Consider the following 16,321-nt stretch of genomic DNA (forward strand, 5'->3'; position numbering starts at 1 on the left):
CCCGGTTTTCCTGGTCGGCGCTCAGGTCAGCGCGACCAGTTCGTGCAGCGTCGTTCCGGCACGATGGGCGGTGCCGTCGCCGGTGTGCACGCTCAGTTCGAAGGTGGACTCGAACCGGAAGTAGCCCGGATGCCCGACGAGCCGGTGTACCAGCGGCTTGACCAGGCGTGAGCGCACAACCGGCAGATCATCGAGTAGATCGTGGGCGTGGATGACCCGGGTGACGTCCAGGCGCAGTTCGAGTCGCCCCGGCACCCGCAGTTCGACCCATTCGGGGTAGGTGCGGCCCGCGGTGGCGTCGAAGCGGGCGGGGCCCTCGGTGAGGACTGTCTCGCCGGTGGACAGCACGGTGTCGGCGTGGTTGGCCAGCATCAGCGGGTTGATCTCGTGGCCGCCCTTGCGCTGCTGGGTGAGCACCGAGGCGAACAGCAGCGAGTAGTCCTCCACGTACAACCGGCCCCAATGCCAGCGCTCGATGATCTTCTTCATGTCGCCGACGCCCCAGTTGTGGTCGTGGTAGCCACGTCCGGTGACCTCGTGCCGTACGCCGTCGAGCTCGATCGCCCCGGTCACTCGCGCGCGGGGAGCGGCGACCATCCAGCCGAAAGAATCCTTACCGCCGAAACGGGTTTCGCCCTTGCCGGGCATCCAGCCGGGGACCTCGTTGTGGAACCGCAGGTCGAAGACCAAGCCGTCCTCGGCCATTCGCAGATGGTGGGTGGGCAGACCGTTGTCGTGCGGTTCGGTGCGGGCGGTGTTGGCACCGATACGCACATCGCAGGCGTCCGGCGAGAACGAGGCCGCCGAGGGCGGATACCGCCGTGACACCTGGCGGCGCGTGCCGTCGGGCGCGTAGATGATCATCTCCACCCAGGGTCGTGACAGCGGCAGGTCCTCGGGGCGACGTTTGATCAGGAAGCCGATCACCACGTGGCCGGTGTCGAGGTGCGCGTCGAAATACCAGTGTTCGAAGGCAAGCCTGCTCGACGCGGGGTGAAAAGCGTTGTGGCGCGGCTCGATCGGCGTCAGCTCGCCGTCGCCGCGGCCGGGCCCGTTCCATGCTTCGACGATGTCGGTGGCAGTCGTGGTCGCTTTCCGTCCGTTCATCGGCGCAGGGCTCCGCCTGCGTCGAAGGCCGCTTCGCGCCCCCGCATCTGTGCCCGGTACCAGTTCTCGCGATGGGCGAGCATGAGTTTCTCGTGTGCCCGCGCGAACGGCGGGCAGAACCGGCGCACGAGTTCCGTCACGGTGATCAGCGGGAAGCGCAGGATCGGGACGAGGATCCATGGGAATGCCGGTGGCATGGTGTAGTGCCGGCGCGTACCGGGGGCCATGTACATCGCGGCGTAGACCGAGTTGATCCGGAAGTTGTACATCTCGCGCAGGCGGGTCAGGCCGCGGTGACCGTCGCGGGGCGCGAATGCCGCCGGATACGACTCGATCAGTTCGGTCCCGTGCTGTCCGGCGTCGTAGGACCGTGACGCGATGGTCATCGCCAGCACGCGCAACGCGTCGAGAACCGTGTCGGGATACCAGCGCAGCCGGACACCGAGCAGGTGGCCCATGTACTTCTGGAAGTGCAGCAGCGCACGGATTTCCGACGGTGTCGTCTGGTAGCCCAGCGCCCACAGGCCGAGGCCGGGCGTCACGCTGCCCGCCAGCAGGGTGAGCATCTGGTAGGTCTGGCTGATCGGCAGCCCCCACCGTTCGATGTCCCATTCGGGATGGCCGGCGACCTTCGCGCGCACCGACACGTGCATGACCCGTACCTTCAGCGCGGTGGCCCGGCCCGCCGAACCGGCGGTGAGCAGCGCGCCGCGCTCGGAGACGTCCATCCAGAATCGGCAGGTCTCGAGGAACCGGCGCAGCGCGCTGTCACCCGCGTACCCACCGGCCAGCGACAGTGGCGTGGCGACCGCTGCCTCGGTGTACATCTCGAGGGTCTCGGCCCCGGCGAAACTGAACAGCATGGTGCCCCAGCGCCGCCAGATCGCGGCGCCCTGTTCGACGAGTTCGGGCACCACCCAGTCGGGCACCGTCTCGAATTCGGCGAACAGTTCGCGCATCGATTCCGGTGCCTCCGGGACCGCCTCGATGCCCTCGCGCAGGGCCTGCTCCAGCATCCTGCGCCCGGCTTTCGGTCCGATCTGGCCGTGCATCACCTCCGCGACGAACCGCTCGGCCACCGGGTCACCGGTGAACAGGTCTTCGCACAGAGCGATCGCCTGCTCGTCTGTCGGGAACAGCCGTTGCCTGGTCACGGCCGTGAAGACGCGTTCGATGCGCCGCCCGAGCGGGGTGGCACGCGCCTCCCAGTAGCGAAACGCGCTGGGGCACTTCACCGTTGCCCCGGCGTGAAGGTAGTCGACCTGACCTTCGACGGATTCGGCCACCGCGGGCCTCCTGACGTGAGCATCCATCCGCTGACTGCGATCGCAGTCGACCATACTATGTCGAATAGTCTTCCGTACCTGAACGTATGGAACTGTCGCCTTCGGTGGGCCGGCGCAACCAAGCCTGCAATGCCTCGGTGACTTCGGTAGGGCGCTGTTCCATGATGAAATGCCCGCCGTCGATCCGGACGAGACTCGCGTTCGGGATGTGTGCGGCGAGGTCTTCGGCGTAGCGGAACGGGATCGCCGGGTCCTTGTCGCCCCAGATCACCGAGGTGGGGCAGCCGATGGCGCCGAGTCCGGCCGCGAGTTCCGGGCGCAGCCGGACGCTGTAGCCCGCCCAGAAATGGGCGTACCACCGGCGTCCTTCGCGGGTGTTCAGGAAATCGAGGTAGTCGGCCAGGCGCTGGGTGTCGAACGAGCCGTTGCGGACGAACTGTGCCAATCCCAGGCGGTGGACGAGCCCGATCGTTCGCGCGGTGAGAAGCGGACGCAACAGCGGGCGTCGCGCCGCGGCGGAGAACAGCCCGAACAGTTGGTAGTACGGCGTGGTGAAGGTGCGATGAGCCCGGGAATTGAGGATCGCGAAGCGCTGGACCCGGTCGGGGTATCGCTGCACGAACCCGAGTCCGAGGAAACCGCCGTAGTCGTGACAGGCCAGATCGACACGGTCCAGGCCCAGTGCGTCGAACAGCCGCGCGATCCGGTCGACCTCGGTGTCGTAGTCGCAGCTCAGCCGCAGGTCACGAGCCGAAGCGCCCCAGCCTTGCCAGTCCGGGGCGATCACCCGGCGCGGCTGGGACAGGGGCCCGATCTGATGGCGCCATGCGGCGTGACTCTCCGGCCAGCCGTGCAGCAGGACCAGCGGATCACCTTCTCCCACATCGACATAGGCCAGGCGCGCGCCGTCGACGCCGACCTCGTTCAGTTCGTAGGTTGTCGTCATCTCTGCTCCACATCTCGCACGGTGGTCACGATCGGTGGATGTATGGTCGCGTGCATGGCGTTGCCCGCACTTCCAGAAACGTGCGCTTCCGATCCAGCGACCGCCACCGCTCCGGCACGGCTGTGGCTACGTCTCGGACACGCGGTCTATATCGGACCCGGTATGGCGCTGGGGCCGCATTCGACCGCCGTGGCGAGTCTCGGGGTCGGTTTGGACGGGCCGTTCCGGGTCCGCGCGGCGGGTGTTCCCGATGTCACCGCCCGCAGCTTCCTGTTCCGCGCCCGGGTCACCCACCACATTCTCGACACGGACGGACGAAGACTGTTCTGCTTCTTCGACCCGACCTCGTCCCGGATGACCCGCTGTCTCGGCGGGATGTCGCGCGACGTCGGCGGTTTCAGCGCCGATCAGCGCAACGAGGCCGCCCTGATCGACCTGGGCAACTCCCCCGACCCCGATATCGACCGAGTACTCGAGCTGGCCAGCGTCCCGGTCCCGACGATCGGCGATCCACGCATCGCCGCCGTGGCCGCGCAGATCCGCGCCGACCCGACCCAGCAGCAACGTGCGGCCGAAAAGGCCCTGGCCGCAGGACTTTCCACCTCGTACTTCCTGCGCACCTTCGCCGAGCAGACCGGCACCAGTTTCCGCCGCTATGTCCAATGGGCGCGAATGCTGCGAGTGGCGAAAGCCCTCACCGAGGGTCACGACCTGACCCGAGCCGCCACCGATGCGGGCTTCGCCTCTCCCTCGCATTTCAGCGACACGTTCCGGGCCATGTTCGGCATGACTCCCACTGCCTTCACCGCCCTCGGCGCCGAACTGCACATCGACGACTGAAACGCGGCCCGGACGCTCAGCCCTCCTTGACCAGCTCCGGCTCTTCCTCGGCCATCACGGCCTCACCGCGCGCGACCATGCCCGCCTCGTCGGACAGCGTCAGGTGCGGGATGAACAACGCGAGCGCGAACGCGAGGATCGCACCGGGAATCAGGTACCAGAAGCCGGGAACCAGCGCGTCGACGTAGGCGCCGACGATGGCGTCGTGCAGCTTGTCCGGCAGATTCTTGACCACCGACGGGATCAGCGCGCTCGGGTCGATGTTCGCCGCCGCCGCTTCCTGCCAGTTCGCCTGGAACGCACCGGTCAGATTCTCGGTCAGCCTGCCGGTGAAGATGGAACCGAAGATCGCGATACCGAGCGCGCCACCCATCTCACGGAAGTAGTTGTTGGCACTGGTCGCCGTGCCGATCTGGTCGGGGGCCACCGCGTTCTGCACCACGAGCACGATGATCTGCATGATCAGGCCGAGGCCCGCGCCCATCACGAACAGCATGGCCGAGACCACCCACATCGAGGTGTTCGCGTCCAGCCGGGTCAACCACAGCATGTCGACGGCGATGAGTGCGGCGCCGATCGGCGGATACACCCGGTAGCGACCGGTCTTGGTGATCACGTTCATCGAGGTGATGAGCGTGAGCATCATGCCGATCATCATCGGGATCAGCAGCAGACCCGACACCGAGGCGGAAGTACCGCTGGCCATCTGCAGGTAGGTCGGGATGAAACCGATCGCCGCGAACATCACCAGGCCGACCAGGAATCCGATCACCGAGGTGAGCACGAAGGTGCGATTGCGGAACAGCCACAGCGGCAGCATCGGCTCCTCGGCGCGCGACTCGACGAACACGAACGCCGCGACCACGACGACGAACGCCGCGATCATCGACAGCATCACCGTCGAACCCCACTCGTACTGCTTGCCGCCCCAGTCGGTGATCAGGATCAGCAGGGTGGTCGCGGCCGACATGAGCACGATGCCCAGATAGTCGGGCCGGAACTTGGGGCGGTGGCTGGGGATGCTCAGGTAGCGGAAGGCGATGAACAGCGCCGCGATCCCGATCGGCACATTGATCCAGAAGCACCAGCGCCAGTCGAGATGGTCGGCGAACAGACCGCCGAGCAGCGGCCCGGCGACCGAGGTGATTCCGAAGACAGCGCCCATCGGCGCCATGTACTTTCCGCGGTCCTTGGCAGGCACCACATCGGCGATGATGGCCTGCGCCAGGATCATCAGGCCACCGCCGCCGACGCCCTGCAGGCCGCGGAAGGCGATGAACTCCCAGAATCCCGTCGACGCGGCGGCGCCGACGGAGGCCGCGGTGAAGACGGTGATCGCGAACAGGAACAACCAGCGCCTGCCGAACATGTCGCCGAGTTTTCCGTAGATCGGCATCACGATGGTGGTGGCGAGTAGATACGAGGTGGCGGTCCAGGCCATGTGGGAGACCCCACCGAGTTCGCCGACGATGGTCGGCATGGCGGTGCCGACGATCATCTGGTCGAGGCTGGCCAGGAACATACCCGCGATCAGCGCGGAGAAGATCAGCCAGATCCGCTTCTGCGTCAGGACGATCGGCGGCGGCGAGTCGGCCGTCGTGGTCATCGGTGCGTCTCCCTTGTCGTATCGTCCGGCCGGTCGAACAGCCGGGCGGCCATGGCGCAGTGCGCGTGCAGCGCTGCGGCGAGCGACCCGTTCGGGTCCGCGGCCAGCGACATCGCCGCCCGCGTGGTGATGGTCGTCATGATTCCCGCGGTGAGCGAGGCGAATTCGGGATCGACCTCGGCACCGAGCCGCGCCGAGAGGAGTTCGGCGGTGGCGGCTTCCAAACGGGCGCCCGAGGCGATGAAGGCGGCGAGCACTCTCGGCTCGGCGGTGATCAGCTCGGTGACCAACGAGATACCTTCGCGCACTTCGTTTTCGGGCTGGAATCCGGCGGCGTGCAACCAGGTGAGGTCCTCGATCAGCACCCCGGTCGGACCGCCCGCGACGAACTCCTGCCGCGCTTCGGGCGTGCCGATGTCGCCGACCGGGCCGACCACCGCGTCGAGCTTGGTGTCGTAGTAGTTGAAGAAGGTGCGCGGCGAGACGCCGACCGCCTTGGCGATGTCGTCGACATTGGTCGCGTCCAGCCCGTGCTCGACCGCCAATCGCCGTGCGGCAAGGCACAGTTCGATCAGGGTCCGCTGCTTCTTCTGTTCACGCAGACCGATCGAGGGCTGCTTGGCCGACGCGGAAGACATGCCGCCAAGTTAGCACAAACTGCAATTTTTCAGAAACTGCAACTACATGAGCTCAGGCCTCGGCGGTGCGACCCGACAGCGGCATCGCGGGCAGGCCGAGCTTGCGGTGGTCCCAGGACCTGACCCTGGTCTGGTCGACCCGAATCACGATGCGCTTGTTCATCATCGTCTCGACGAACGGATGGACCTCGGGGCTATACGGGCCGACGTAGCGTTCGTAGATGTCGATGGCGGCCCGCCAGTACTCCTCGTCCTGCGTGTCCTCGATCAAGTGGGCGGTGCCCTCGATCGACACGCCACGCAGCTGGTCGTAGGTGTCGCCCGCTTCGGCCATGCAGGCGATGGTCGGATCGCGGCGCAGGTTCACCGCCTTCTGCGATTTCGACTTGGTCTCGAAGTAGACGACACCGTCGATGTGGCCGAACCACATGGCGGTGAGGTGTGGTTTTCCGGAACGGTCGAGGGTGGCCAGTGTGAGCACCCTCGTGCTGTCGAGAAACTCCGCGATTTCCAGCGCATTCATCCGCACTACGGCTCGCTGATCGATCCCCACTACTGGCCACCTTCCGGTCCTGGTCACTTTGCGCCGACCCTACTCAGCCGAGCAGCGCACCGCGGTCGCTCTGCCTAGGTGCGGGTTTTCGGGGTCGCGGGTGGAGTCCGTGCCTCGTTGCGGTGCTGGTCCCACCAGGACGCGCTTTCCTGCTGGGCGGTCTCCTGGTCCTTGGACGGCGCCGGTGTACTCGGTATGCCGAGGACCCTGAGCCGCCAGTCGTCCTGCGGGATGGCGGCCACGATGCGCACGGGGACGACCGCCGTGAGCAGCAGGCAGTTTCCGACGCAGACCATCAGACAGATCGGGGGAACCGAGACAACGATCGCGGTCGCGAGTGTCCCCATCCGGATCGGATCGCGCGAGATGGACAGGACATTGCCGCAGATGCTGGCCAGCACGGTGACGAGGAGCAGCAACTCGTAGAACCGGACAAGGGAGGTGGCCTTCTCGTCACGGATGCCGACCAGCGTGATGAACGTGCAGGCGACCAACGCGACCGTCAGACCGACGACAAGCGGCCACAACCACGTCAGGTGCTCCGGAACCCCCGCCACCCCGGCGAGGGTCGAGGTGAAGGTGAAGGAGGCGATCGCCGCGGCGACAACCAGTACCGCCCCTAAACCGACCAGTAGCTTCGGGACCGTCACTGGAACAGGACGAGGGAAACGGTCCGAGTGGTCCATCGGGCTCCATTCTACGGGCTTTGGCCGCCAAACACGCAGGCACTCAACAGAGTACGGGCACGCGGCGTGCCGCGCCGCGAGCGGACCGAGCGGACACCGTAAAGTCCCGTCACACACGATTCGCAAGAGGAGCTCGGCCGGCGCGAGGCACCGGATCCGGCGATCAGCGCGCAGCCAGGGTCAAGCCGTGGGTTTTCGGGGTACCGGCCCTGTGAGAATTGTGGAACTCTTCCGCTTCACGCGGTCCCGATCGAACACCGGGACCGACTACACCGATGCGAAGGACCACCTTACCCATGCGAATCGCAGGACTGACCGCCCTCGCGGCGGGCGCACTGATCCTCCCGGCCACCCTGGCTCCCGCGGCCTCGGCGGAGGTGGAGGACATCACCATCTACGCCTGGGGCAACAGCGAAGTGCCCGTCGCCTGCGATTATGTGGGTGCCAACTGCACGGTCATGGCCCGGATGTTCGGCGCCGACTACGCACTGCCCGCCACCGTCACGATCAACGGCAGCGAGCTCACTTCGCCCGAGCGCCTGGACTACCCGGACCGGCAGCGCAGCGCGGTCCGCGGCACCTGGCGCCCGCCTGCCAAGGGCACGTACACGATCGTGGCCACCCAGGGCTCCTCCACCAAGACCCTCGTCGTCGAGGTCACCGGTGACCCCCAGCTGGGCAGCGGCTCGGCGGGGCTGCCGAGCGGTTCCAGCTGACCCACGGCCGACTCGCCGACCGCCCGGTGCGGGCGGTCGGCGAGCGCACCGATCACTGCGCGAGCAAACCCTTGGCGACGTGGGTCACCTGGATCTCGTTGCTGCCCGCGTAGATCATCAGCGACTTCGCGTCGCGGGCCAGCTGCTCGACCCGGTACTCGGCCATATATCCGTTGCCGCCGAACAGCTGCACCGCTTCCATCGCGACATCGGTGGCGGCCCTGGTGGAATACAGCTTCATCGCCGAGGCCTGTGCCAGCGTCGGCATCTTGCCCGCCGCCGAGCTCTCCAACGCCCGGAACACCATGTTCTCGACGTTCAGACGCGCGATCTCCATTTCGGCCAGCTTCAACTGGACCAGCTGGAAACGGCCGATCTCCTGCCCCCACAGCTTGCGCGATTTGGCGTATTCGATGCACAGCCGGTGGCATTCGTTGATGATGCCCATCGACAAGATGGCGCAGCCGACCCGTTCGACGATGAAACTGGCCCGCGCGCTCTCCCGGCCGTCACCGCCCTGGTGATCCTCGGTCTCACCCAGCAACCGGTCCTTGCTCAGCCGCACATTGTCGAAGAACAACTCACCGGTCGGCGAGGAGTGCATGCCCATCTTCTTGAACGGTTTGCCCTGAGTGAACCCCTCCATGCCCTTGTCGAGCACGAAGGTGAGCACCTTGCGGTCGCGTTTGTCGCCGCCGTCGCCTTCGTCGAGCTTGGCGTAGACGACCACGGTGTCGGCGAACGGGCCATTGGTGATGAAGGTCTTCTGCCCGTTGAGGATGTAGTCCTCACCATCGCGACGAACGTAGGTCTTCATGCCGCCGAACGCGTCGGAACCGGAGTCGGGCTCGGTGATCGCCCACGCCGCCACCTTTTTCAGGGTGACGATGTCTTTGAGCCACCGCTGCTTCTGCGCGAGCGTGCCGCGCGCGGCGATGGTCGCCGCACCGAGACCCAGGCTGACACCAACCGCCGCGACGCTACCCAGAGTCACTCCGGTCAGTTCGCTGACGAGAACCGCAGCCATACTGCCCTGCGCCGCAAGCGGATTCGATGCGGACTTCTTGTCCGGCTTCTCCGGCGCGGGCTCACCCGCCGCGATCCGGGCGGCCCTGGCCTGTTCCTTGGCCAGCATCTTGTCGACAGCCTCACCGGCCATCACATCGAGCCCGAACTGGCTGAACAGGGTGCGCATGATGTCGTAGGGCGGCAGCTCGCCGTGTTCGAGTTCGTCGATGTGGGGACGAACTTCCTTGTCGATGAACGCGCGCACGGATTCGCGGATCATCTCGTCGGTCTCGGACCATTCGAACATCGTTGTTCACTCCAGGATTCGTGGTTCAGGGCAATCGGGCGGCGATGTCGTCGATCGACCACGCCTCGTCGGTCTCGATGGTCTTGATGTCGTGCCAGCCGGCGAGTTCGCTGATCGCACCGCCCTGTACCGCGAACACCTTGCCGGTGATCGGGCATTTCTCGCCTGCGAGGTAGGCGACCAGCGGTGAGATGTTGGCCGGGCTGAAAGCGTCGAAGCTTCCCTCGGCTTCGGCGTCGGCCGCCTCGGCCGCCATCAGCGCGCCCATTCCCGGGGTGGCCAGGGTCAGGCGGGTGCGGGCGATCGGGGCGATCGCGTTGGCCCGTACGCCGTAGCGCTCGAGCTCGTCGGCCGCGACCTGGGTCAGCGCGGCGATACCGGCCTTGGCGGCACCGTAATTCGCTTGGCCCGCGTTGGGCACAGTCACCCCGGACGCCGAGGCGGTGTTGATGATGGCCGCGTTGGGTCGACGGCCCGCCTTCGACTCTGCCTTCCAGTACGCCGAGGCGTGGTGGACGACCGCGAAATGGCCTTTGAGATGCACCGCGACAACGGCGTCCCAGTCCGACTCCGAGAGGCTGGGGATGAAGCCGTCGCGCAGGATGCCGGCGTTGTTGACGACCACGTCGAGGCCACCGAATTCCGAGATCGCTTGCGCGACCAGCGCTTCGGCGCCCGCCCAGGTGGCGATGTCGTCGGTGTTGGCTACTGCCCGGCCACCGGCGGCGACGATCTCGTTCGCCACTTCCTGTGCCGGGCCGACGTCGACGCCGTCACCGCTGTTGCTGCCGCCCAGGTCGTTGACAACGACTGCGGCACCTTCGCGGGCGAACAGCAGCGCGTGCTCACGTCCGATACCGCGACCGGCGCCGGTGATGACGGCGATGCGTCCTTCCAAGGCACCCATGTCCTACTCCTTCGTTCCCGCGATTTCGGCGATGCCGTTGCTCAGCACGACATCGGTCCCTCGCACCGTCTCGAACGCGTACGTGGTGACACCGTTGTCGGTGCCCGCATTCCAGATTCGCGTCTCGAGGTCGTCACCAGGGAAGACGAACTTGGAGAAACGCACGGCCAAGCGCTGCACCCGCGAAACGTCGGAATCGGCGACTTCGGCGAGGACACCCCACCCGGCCATCGCCATCGTGCACAGACCGTGCGCGATGATGCCGGGCAGACCGGCGTCCTTGGCGACTTCCTCGTCCAGGTGCAGCGGCACCGGGTCGCCCGAGGCGGGCGCGTACCGGAACGTCTGGTCGTGGTCCACGTGGTGGGCGATCTTCGCCTGCGGCGGGGACTGTTTGAGCTCGGTACACGGCTCGATCACCGGGATCGCCTCGCCGACTCTGTCGCCGGCGTCCACGCCGCGGAAGAAGCCGGACAGGTACTGCTCGTTGACGAGCTCACCGGTCACCTCGTCGGCGCAGGTGAGGTGGATGTAGACCAGCGAACCGGTGGACTTGGTCTCCCAGCCGATCACCCGCCCCCTCGAGACCAGCTTGTCACCGGGCTTGATCGGGCGGTGGAAGTGGAAGTCCTGCTCGCCGTGGGTGATCCGGCCGAAGATGTCCATCGGCACCACGTCGACGGCCGGCGCCATCAGCGCGTCGAAGGCCGGGACGATGGCGAACACCGGCGAGCCCACGTCGCCGCGGCGATGCGCGGGGATCGGGTCGTTGGTCGCGGCCGCGTACTCGGCCAGCCGCTCCCTGGTCACCTCGAACCGCTCTTCGTCCGACCACAGGTTCAGTCCGGCACGGTCGAACTCGAAGACGTCACCCATGATCAGGCCCCGGCGGCGAGGGCGGCGAGCTTGTCCAGCGAGGTCTGCAGCTGCTTGGTGCCGTCCTTCTCGACCGCCTTGCCGAGCGCGCCCTTGATCAGCGAGCCCTCGAATTCCCCTGCGACCTGGACCTCGGTCTGGTCGCCGTCGGGGGTCAGGTCGAAGGAGAAGGTGGCCTTCACCCCGGCCATCCCGGTGCCCGTCATGACCAGCTTGGTCGGGGCGACCTCGCCGACGACCCATTCCATCTTGTTGGCCATGCCGAGCATGAAGATCTTGGCGGTCAGCGCCGCGCCTTCGGTCAGGGTGGCCGGCGGCTCGACCATCCAGCGCTCGTGGATGGTGAACCAGTCGCCCCAGGTGGACGGGTCGGTGATCACGCCCATCAGTTTCTCGGCGGGGGCGTTGAGGGTGGCGGTCTGCTCGATGTGACCCATGAGTGTTCTCCTGCGAATGGTGGTGTAGTGGAAGGCCGGTCAGCGGTCGGCGCGCTGGTACGCGGTGACGACGGCGGCGCCGCCCAAGCCGATGTTGTGCTGCAGGGCAGCGGTCACGTTGTCGACCTGACGGGCGTCGGCGGTGCCGCGCAGCTGCCAGGTGAGCTCGGCACACTGCGCCAATCCGGTGGCGCCGAGCGGGTGCCCCTTCGAGATCAGGCCGCCGGAGGGGTTGACGACCCACTTGCCGCCGTAGGTGGTCTGGTTGTCGTCGAGCAACCGGCCGGCCTCGCCGGGGGCGCACAGGCCGAGGGCTTCATAGAGCAGCAGTTCGTTGGCCGAGAAGCAGTCGTGCAACTCGATGACCTGGAAGTCCTCGGCGCCGAGTCCGGCCTGCTTGTACACCTCGGCCGCGGCGGCGACATTCATGTCGTAGCCGATGATGTTCTTGGCCGTGCCGTCGAAGGTCGAGGCGAAGTCGGTGGTCATGGCCTGACCCACGATTTCGACCGCCTGGCCGGCGAGGTCGTGTTTGTTCACGAAATCTTCGCTCGCCAGGATCGCCGCGCCGGAACCGTCGGAGGTCGGCGAGCATTGGAGCTTGGTGAGCGGGTCGTAGATCATTCGCGAATCGAGGATCTGGTCCATGGTGTATTCGTCACGGAATTGCGAATACGGGTTGTTCACCGAATGCTTGTGGTTCTTGTAACCGATTTTCGCGAAATGCTCGGCGGTGGTGCCGTATTCCTTCATGTGCTCCCGCCCTGCGGCGCCGAACATCCACGGCGCGGGCGGAAAGAGCACCTCGGAGATTTCGGCGAGGGCCTGCATGTGTTTGGCCATCGGCTGCTCGCGGTCGTCGAAGGTGGTGCCGAGCGAGCCGGGCTGCATCTTCTCGAAACCGAGCGCGAGCGTGCAGTCGGCCAGGCCGCCGCGAATCGCCTGCGCCGCCAGATACAAGGCGGTCGATCCGGTCGAGCAGTTGTTGTTCACGTTGACGACCGGAATTCCGGTCATTCCGAGTTCGTAGACAGCGCGCTGCCCGGAGGTGGACTCGCCGTACACATAGCCGACGTAGGCCTGCTTCACCTCGGCATAGGAAATACCCGCATCGTTGAGGGCGTTGGTGCCCGATTCCCGTGCCATATCCGGGTAGTCCCAGATGCTGCCGTCTTCGTTGAATCGCCGACCCGGCTTCTCGAATTTCGTCATACCGACACCGACGACGAATACCCGTTGCGTCACAGGACAGTCCTCTCGATAGATCAGCCGTGCGGCTGTCACCTATGACGCTATGAGTTCGGCTGCTGCCCGACGAGGACCGCAGCGGGCCGTTCGGGGGACCGAAACGATCATCGCCGCTGGGGTACCGTACGAATCGCCTCGCCCGACGTCGAAGGAGCCAAGTGGCGCATACGATTCCGATGCGGTTCTTCCGGGCGACAGTCGAGTCGATGGTGAAACGCGGCCTCGATGTGGAGCGCGCGCTGCGCGGAGCGGGACTCGACTGGCGGCTCTACGCCGAGGACCGTGCCCGGATGACACCGGAGCAGACGACCGGGGTGATCCGCGCCCTGTGGGAGCAAACCGACGACGAACTCCTGGGCCTCGGGCCCCGGCCGGTAGCGCGCGGCACCTTGCGACTGGCCGGACTCACCGTCATCCACACCCGGGATCTGCGCGGTGCGCTGGGCCGCATGTTCGAACTGTCCGCCGTGACCACCGGCATCCGCTGGGCGTTGCGGGCCGACGACGCGGGCCGTGCCACGATCAGCATCGCCGATCCCGACGTGCGCCTCGATCCGTTCGTCGCATTCGCGATGACCGGTGGGGTGCACCGGTTCGCCGGTTGGCTGATCGGAGCGCCCATCGCGTTGCTTTCCGTGGATTTCCCGTTCGATGCCGAGCATCTGGCCGAGGAGTACACGACGATCTTCGGGGTCCGGCCCACCTTCCGCGCGTCGCGGTTGGCGATGTCGTTCGACGCGGCGTTGCTGGCCATGCCGGTGGTGCGCGACGAAGCCGACCTCAAGCGGTTCCTCCGCGACTCCCCCGGTGTGCTGTTCTACGCGCAGGAGCAGGCCGCGACCACTACGGCGCGGGTGCGCGCGATCATGGAGCGCAACCAGAACGGTTCCTGGCTCGGCGCCGACGAGCTCGCCCGTCGCTTATCGATCAGCGCGCCGCACCTGCGGCGGCTGCTGCGTTCCGAAGGCACCAGCCAGCGGCGAATCCAGGAGGAGATCCTTCGCGACCGCGCCGTCGAAGCGCTGGTCCACGGAGACGAGTCGATCGCCGACCTCGCCGCCCGCCTGGGCTATTCGGAGGCCAGTGCCTTTCGCCGGGCGTTTCACCGGTGGACCGGTAGCGCGCCGAGCGACTACCGCTCCACCCGAATCAGGAAGCCGTGACCGTATGACGCACACCGAGACGGAAGCCCGCTTGGACGACACGGGCAACGTCTTGATCGCACCGACGAGATTGCGCGACACCGCGATCACGGACTTCTTCGGATCCACGATCACCCCGGCGGATCTTGCCGCCGGATCGGCGGATCTCACACAGAAGACCGTCTACCTGTGTGGCGATATCGCAGCGATCGATGAGCATCGGTTACGTTCGGCCGCACGGGTTTTCCTCGTCCGAAAGCTGTCACACGGCTACCGCGATCACGAACTGCCGGCTCTCATCGACCTCGGTCGTGTCCCGGTTCGTGTGCATCGCGTCGGCGTGTACTACCGCCGCTTCTTCGCCCTCGAAGACAACCACTTCGGACGGATCAGCGCCGAGCACACTTTCCAGTCCCTGACCGAGTCCACCAAACCGGGTTCGGCCCACCGCAGCGGTATCTACCTGACACCTGTCACGCGAAGAGGTGACGAACTGCATTTCCGCCTGCTGCGCTGCTCGACGAATCTCTCGGGGCCGACCGAGGGCTTCGGCGCGACCGACACGAGCATCGTCGACGCCCTGAACAACGAGGCCGCCACCGTGTTCCGTGGCCACGCGCCGCTCAATCACGTTCTGGCCCAGATCTATCACAACACCCCGGCCACGGCCGGGCGCAAACAGGCCAAGGCCAAGATCTCGGCTCATGCCGACAAGACCAAGGACATGCCAGTCGGCGGCACCATGGCCTTCTGCACCTTCTACGACGGGCTCGACATGCTGGGACCCATGGCCGCCGACCCCTTCGACTACGGCGTGCGGAATACCAGCGGCCTGACCGAACTTCGCTTCCGCCTGAAGGATTCGGCCGACGCACGCGACGGGGTCCCCGTACGATTCGATCTGACCCTGTATCCGGGTTCCGTGTTCTTCATGCCGTTGTCGACCAACCGCCTCTACACCCACGAGATCCGCCCCCCGGCGCCGGACGTCGGGTCGCTGCCGACCCGTCTGGGCTACGTGGTGCGCTGCTCGAGCGCCGAAGCCGTGCACAAGGACGGCCAGACCTTCCTGAAGCGAGCCGACGGCTTGGTGAAGCTGGATCCGCCGACCGCCGAGGGTGTCGACGAATTGCGCGGACTCTACGCCCAAGAGAACAGGACCACGTCCTTCATCGACTACGGCGACCGGTTCCGTTTCAGCATGAACACCGGAGACTACGATGCTCCCCGAGTCTGACATCTCCGACGAAATAGCCTCGTATGCTTTGCCGTTCGAGCGCAACCTCTTCACGGAGCTTTCCGGTTCGGCTCTCCTGGAGGAAATGGGAAACGGCCGGCGCGGCGCGACTCTCACCGACCCCGATACGGCGGGTCGCGTGCCGCTCGTCCGAACCACCACTCGCTATACCCACCCGACACAGTGCATCCAACCGGTGCATCACCGCCTGGCACAGCAGATCCGAGCCCGCGCGGGACTGGCGGTCGGCTTCGACAACGCGCTCATCGAGAGCTACACGAACGCCTACGCCACGATGGGCAGCCATTCCGACCAAGCTCTCGACCTCGCCGATCAGTCCTTCGTCGCCGTCTTCTCCTGCTATCGCCACCCCGAGGCACCACCGAGGACGCTGATCTTCGAAAGGAAGGGGACCGCTGAGAAGTTCGCGATCCCCCTTGCCCACCACAGCGTCGTCGTGTTCTCCGTCGCCGCGAATCGGCGGTTCAAGCACAAGATCGTGCTCGAGCCGTCCGCGCGGTCGGTCGAAAACGACTGGCTCGGCGTGACTTTCCGCAAGTCGAAGACCTTCGTCCAGTTCCGTGAGGGTCGGCCGTACCTGCCGCAGGGCGCACGTCTCACCTCGGCCGACGACGATCAGCGACGAGAGTTCTACCGCCTGCGACGACGTGAGAACAACGAAACAGACTTCGTCTACCCGCCGCTGACCTACACCGTCAGCGAAAGCGACCTGATCCCACCGGCCTGAGGATCAGCCACCCGACTGCTCGCCGGGTGTGCC

Annotated in this window: 17 protein-coding genes; 5 read left to right on the forward strand and 12 right to left on the reverse strand. The window is 66.3% G+C overall.

The features are described 5' to 3' along the window. Positions 1 to 21: 21 nt before the first annotated feature. The 3 genes from LDL21_RS12790 to LDL21_RS12800 all read right to left on the reverse strand — a co-directional run bounded on the left by LDL21_RS12790 (position 22) and on the right by LDL21_RS12800 (position 3,339). On the reverse strand, positions 22 to 1,107 hold the full coding sequence (locus tag LDL21_RS12790) for a lipocalin-like domain-containing protein (RefSeq protein WP_225280203.1): 1,086 nt from the start codon (positions 1,105 to 1,107) through the stop codon (positions 22 to 24). Then, positions 1,104 to 2,342 carry an oxygenase MpaB family protein gene (locus LDL21_RS12795; RefSeq protein WP_372462176.1) on the reverse strand — a complete coding sequence of 413 codons (1,239 nt, stop codon included), beginning with the start codon at positions 2,340 to 2,342 and terminating at the stop codon, positions 1,104 to 1,106. The genes LDL21_RS12790 and LDL21_RS12795 overlap by 4 nt, the downstream gene beginning before the upstream one ends. A 106-nt stretch (positions 2,343 to 2,448) precedes the next feature. Continuing rightward, positions 2,449 to 3,339 (reverse strand): alpha/beta fold hydrolase, encoded by an 891-nt coding sequence (locus LDL21_RS12800; protein WP_225280205.1) that lies wholly within the window; start codon positions 3,337 to 3,339, stop codon positions 2,449 to 2,451. Positions 3,340 to 3,393: 54 nt separating this feature from the next. Between LDL21_RS12800 and LDL21_RS12805 the strand changes: the two genes are divergently transcribed. Further along, positions 3,394 to 4,179: an AraC family transcriptional regulator gene (locus LDL21_RS12805; protein ID WP_225280206.1), complete on the forward strand. Its 786-nt coding sequence runs from the start codon at positions 3,394 to 3,396 to the stop codon at positions 4,177 to 4,179. A gap of 16 nt (positions 4,180 to 4,195) precedes the next feature. On the opposite strand, the gene LDL21_RS12810 is transcribed toward LDL21_RS12805, so the two are convergent. From LDL21_RS12810 to LDL21_RS12825, 4 genes are all read right to left on the reverse strand, one after another. Further along, on the reverse strand, positions 4,196 to 5,785 hold the full coding sequence (locus LDL21_RS12810) for an MDR family MFS transporter (RefSeq protein WP_225280207.1): 1,590 nt from the start codon (positions 5,783 to 5,785) through the stop codon (positions 4,196 to 4,198). Beyond that, complete coding sequence (locus LDL21_RS12815) at positions 5,782 to 6,423, reverse strand: TetR/AcrR family transcriptional regulator (RefSeq protein ID WP_225280208.1); 642 nt, start codon at positions 6,421 to 6,423, stop codon at positions 5,782 to 5,784. Before LDL21_RS12815 ends, LDL21_RS12810 begins: the two co-directional genes overlap by 4 nt. A 52-nt stretch (positions 6,424 to 6,475) precedes the next feature. After that, a complete protein-coding gene (locus LDL21_RS12820) occupies positions 6,476 to 6,976 on the reverse strand; it encodes a pyridoxamine 5'-phosphate oxidase family protein (RefSeq protein ID WP_225280209.1) in 501 nt (166 codons plus the stop codon). Positions 6,977 to 7,050: 74 nt separating this feature from the next. After that, a complete protein-coding gene (locus tag LDL21_RS12825; RefSeq protein WP_225280210.1) occupies positions 7,051 to 7,662 on the reverse strand; it encodes a hypothetical protein in 612 nt (203 codons plus the stop codon). A 296-nt stretch (positions 7,663 to 7,958) separates the two neighbouring features. Here LDL21_RS12825 and LDL21_RS12830 point away from each other — a divergent pair, with 296 nt between their 5' ends. Then, on the forward strand, positions 7,959 to 8,378 hold the full coding sequence (locus LDL21_RS12830; protein ID WP_225280211.1) for a hypothetical protein: 420 nt from the start codon (positions 7,959 to 7,961) through the stop codon (positions 8,376 to 8,378). A gap of 52 nt (positions 8,379 to 8,430) precedes the next feature. Here LDL21_RS12830 and LDL21_RS12835 read toward each other — a convergent pair whose 3' ends face one another. The 5 genes from LDL21_RS12835 to LDL21_RS12855 are packed head-to-tail and all read right to left on the reverse strand — an operon-like array spanning position 8,431 to position 13,158. After that, entirely contained in the window at positions 8,431 to 9,693 is a 1,263-nt protein-coding gene (locus LDL21_RS12835; RefSeq protein ID WP_225280212.1) for an acyl-CoA dehydrogenase family protein, read from the reverse strand. A gap of 25 nt (positions 9,694 to 9,718) precedes the next feature. Further along, positions 9,719 to 10,600 carry an SDR family oxidoreductase gene (locus tag LDL21_RS12840; RefSeq protein WP_225280213.1) on the reverse strand — a complete coding sequence of 294 codons (882 nt, stop codon included), beginning with the start codon at positions 10,598 to 10,600 and terminating at the stop codon, positions 9,719 to 9,721. A 3-nt stretch (positions 10,601 to 10,603) separates the two neighbouring features. Continuing rightward, complete coding sequence (locus LDL21_RS12845) at positions 10,604 to 11,476, reverse strand: MaoC/PaaZ C-terminal domain-containing protein (protein WP_225280214.1); 873 nt, start codon at positions 11,474 to 11,476, stop codon at positions 10,604 to 10,606. Between the two features lie 2 nt (positions 11,477 to 11,478). Continuing rightward, on the reverse strand, positions 11,479 to 11,913 hold the full coding sequence (locus LDL21_RS12850) for a type II toxin-antitoxin system Rv0910 family toxin (RefSeq protein ID WP_181696251.1): 435 nt from the start codon (positions 11,911 to 11,913) through the stop codon (positions 11,479 to 11,481). A 39-nt stretch (positions 11,914 to 11,952) separates the two neighbouring features. Continuing rightward, entirely contained in the window at positions 11,953 to 13,158 is a 1,206-nt protein-coding gene (locus LDL21_RS12855) for a lipid-transfer protein (RefSeq protein ID WP_225280215.1), read from the reverse strand. Positions 13,159 to 13,319: 161 nt separating this feature from the next. Between LDL21_RS12855 and LDL21_RS12860 the strand changes: the two genes are divergently transcribed. From LDL21_RS12860 to LDL21_RS12870, 3 genes are read left to right on the forward strand one after another with little or no spacing between them, the layout of a single operon-like run. Further along, positions 13,320 to 14,324 carry an AraC family transcriptional regulator gene (locus tag LDL21_RS12860; RefSeq protein WP_225280216.1) on the forward strand — a complete coding sequence of 335 codons (1,005 nt, stop codon included), beginning with the start codon at positions 13,320 to 13,322 and terminating at the stop codon, positions 14,322 to 14,324. A 4-nt stretch (positions 14,325 to 14,328) separates the two neighbouring features. Then, the gene (locus LDL21_RS12865) at positions 14,329 to 15,540 is read left to right on the forward strand and encodes a hypothetical protein (protein ID WP_225280217.1); all 1,212 of its coding nucleotides are present in this window, start codon (positions 14,329 to 14,331) and stop codon (positions 15,538 to 15,540) included. After that, complete coding sequence (locus LDL21_RS12870; RefSeq protein WP_225280218.1) at positions 15,524 to 16,288, forward strand: alpha-ketoglutarate-dependent dioxygenase AlkB family protein; 765 nt, start codon at positions 15,524 to 15,526, stop codon at positions 16,286 to 16,288. The genes LDL21_RS12865 and LDL21_RS12870 overlap by 17 nt, the downstream gene beginning before the upstream one ends. Positions 16,289 to 16,321 lie beyond the last annotated feature (33 nt).

It is taken from the genome of Nocardia rosealba (genome assembly GCF_020216065.1).
In the GTDB taxonomy this organism is placed as follows: Bacteria; Actinomycetota; Actinomycetes; order Mycobacteriales; family Mycobacteriaceae; genus Nocardia; species Nocardia rosealba.

Bases quoted from the DNA above. Each gene is read 5' to 3' on its own strand.
- LDL21_RS12800 (WP_225280205.1), bottom strand. From the start codon at position 3,339: ATGACGACAACCTACGAACTGAACGAGGTCGGCGTCGACGGCGCGCGC.
- LDL21_RS12835 (WP_225280212.1), bottom strand. From the start codon at position 9,693: ATGTTCGAATGGTCCGAGACCGACGAGATGATCCGCGAATCCGTGCGC.
- LDL21_RS12810 (WP_225280207.1), bottom strand. From the start codon at position 5,785: ATGACCACGACGGCCGACTCGCCGCCGCCGATCGTCCTGACGCAGAAG.
- LDL21_RS12815 (WP_225280208.1), bottom strand. From the start codon at position 6,423: ATGTCTTCCGCGTCGGCCAAGCAGCCCTCGATCGGTCTGCGTGAACAG.
- LDL21_RS12825 (WP_225280210.1), bottom strand. From the start codon at position 7,662: ATGGACCACTCGGACCGTTTCCCTCGTCCTGTTCCAGTGACGGTCCCG.
- LDL21_RS12840 (WP_225280213.1), bottom strand. From the start codon at position 10,600: ATGGGTGCCTTGGAAGGACGCATCGCCGTCATCACCGGCGCCGGTCGC.
- LDL21_RS12865 (WP_225280217.1), top strand. From the start codon at position 14,329: ATGACGCACACCGAGACGGAAGCCCGCTTGGACGACACGGGCAACGTC.
- LDL21_RS12870 (WP_225280218.1), top strand. From the start codon at position 15,524: ATGCTCCCCGAGTCTGACATCTCCGACGAAATAGCCTCGTATGCTTTG.
- LDL21_RS12805 (WP_225280206.1), top strand. From the start codon at position 3,394: ATGGCGTTGCCCGCACTTCCAGAAACGTGCGCTTCCGATCCAGCGACC.
- LDL21_RS12830 (WP_225280211.1), top strand. From the start codon at position 7,959: ATGCGAATCGCAGGACTGACCGCCCTCGCGGCGGGCGCACTGATCCTC.
- LDL21_RS12790 (WP_225280203.1), bottom strand. From the start codon at position 1,107: ATGAACGGACGGAAAGCGACCACGACTGCCACCGACATCGTCGAAGCA.
- LDL21_RS12845 (WP_225280214.1), bottom strand. From the start codon at position 11,476: ATGGGTGACGTCTTCGAGTTCGACCGTGCCGGACTGAACCTGTGGTCG.
- LDL21_RS12850 (WP_181696251.1), bottom strand. From the start codon at position 11,913: ATGGGTCACATCGAGCAGACCGCCACCCTCAACGCCCCCGCCGAGAAA.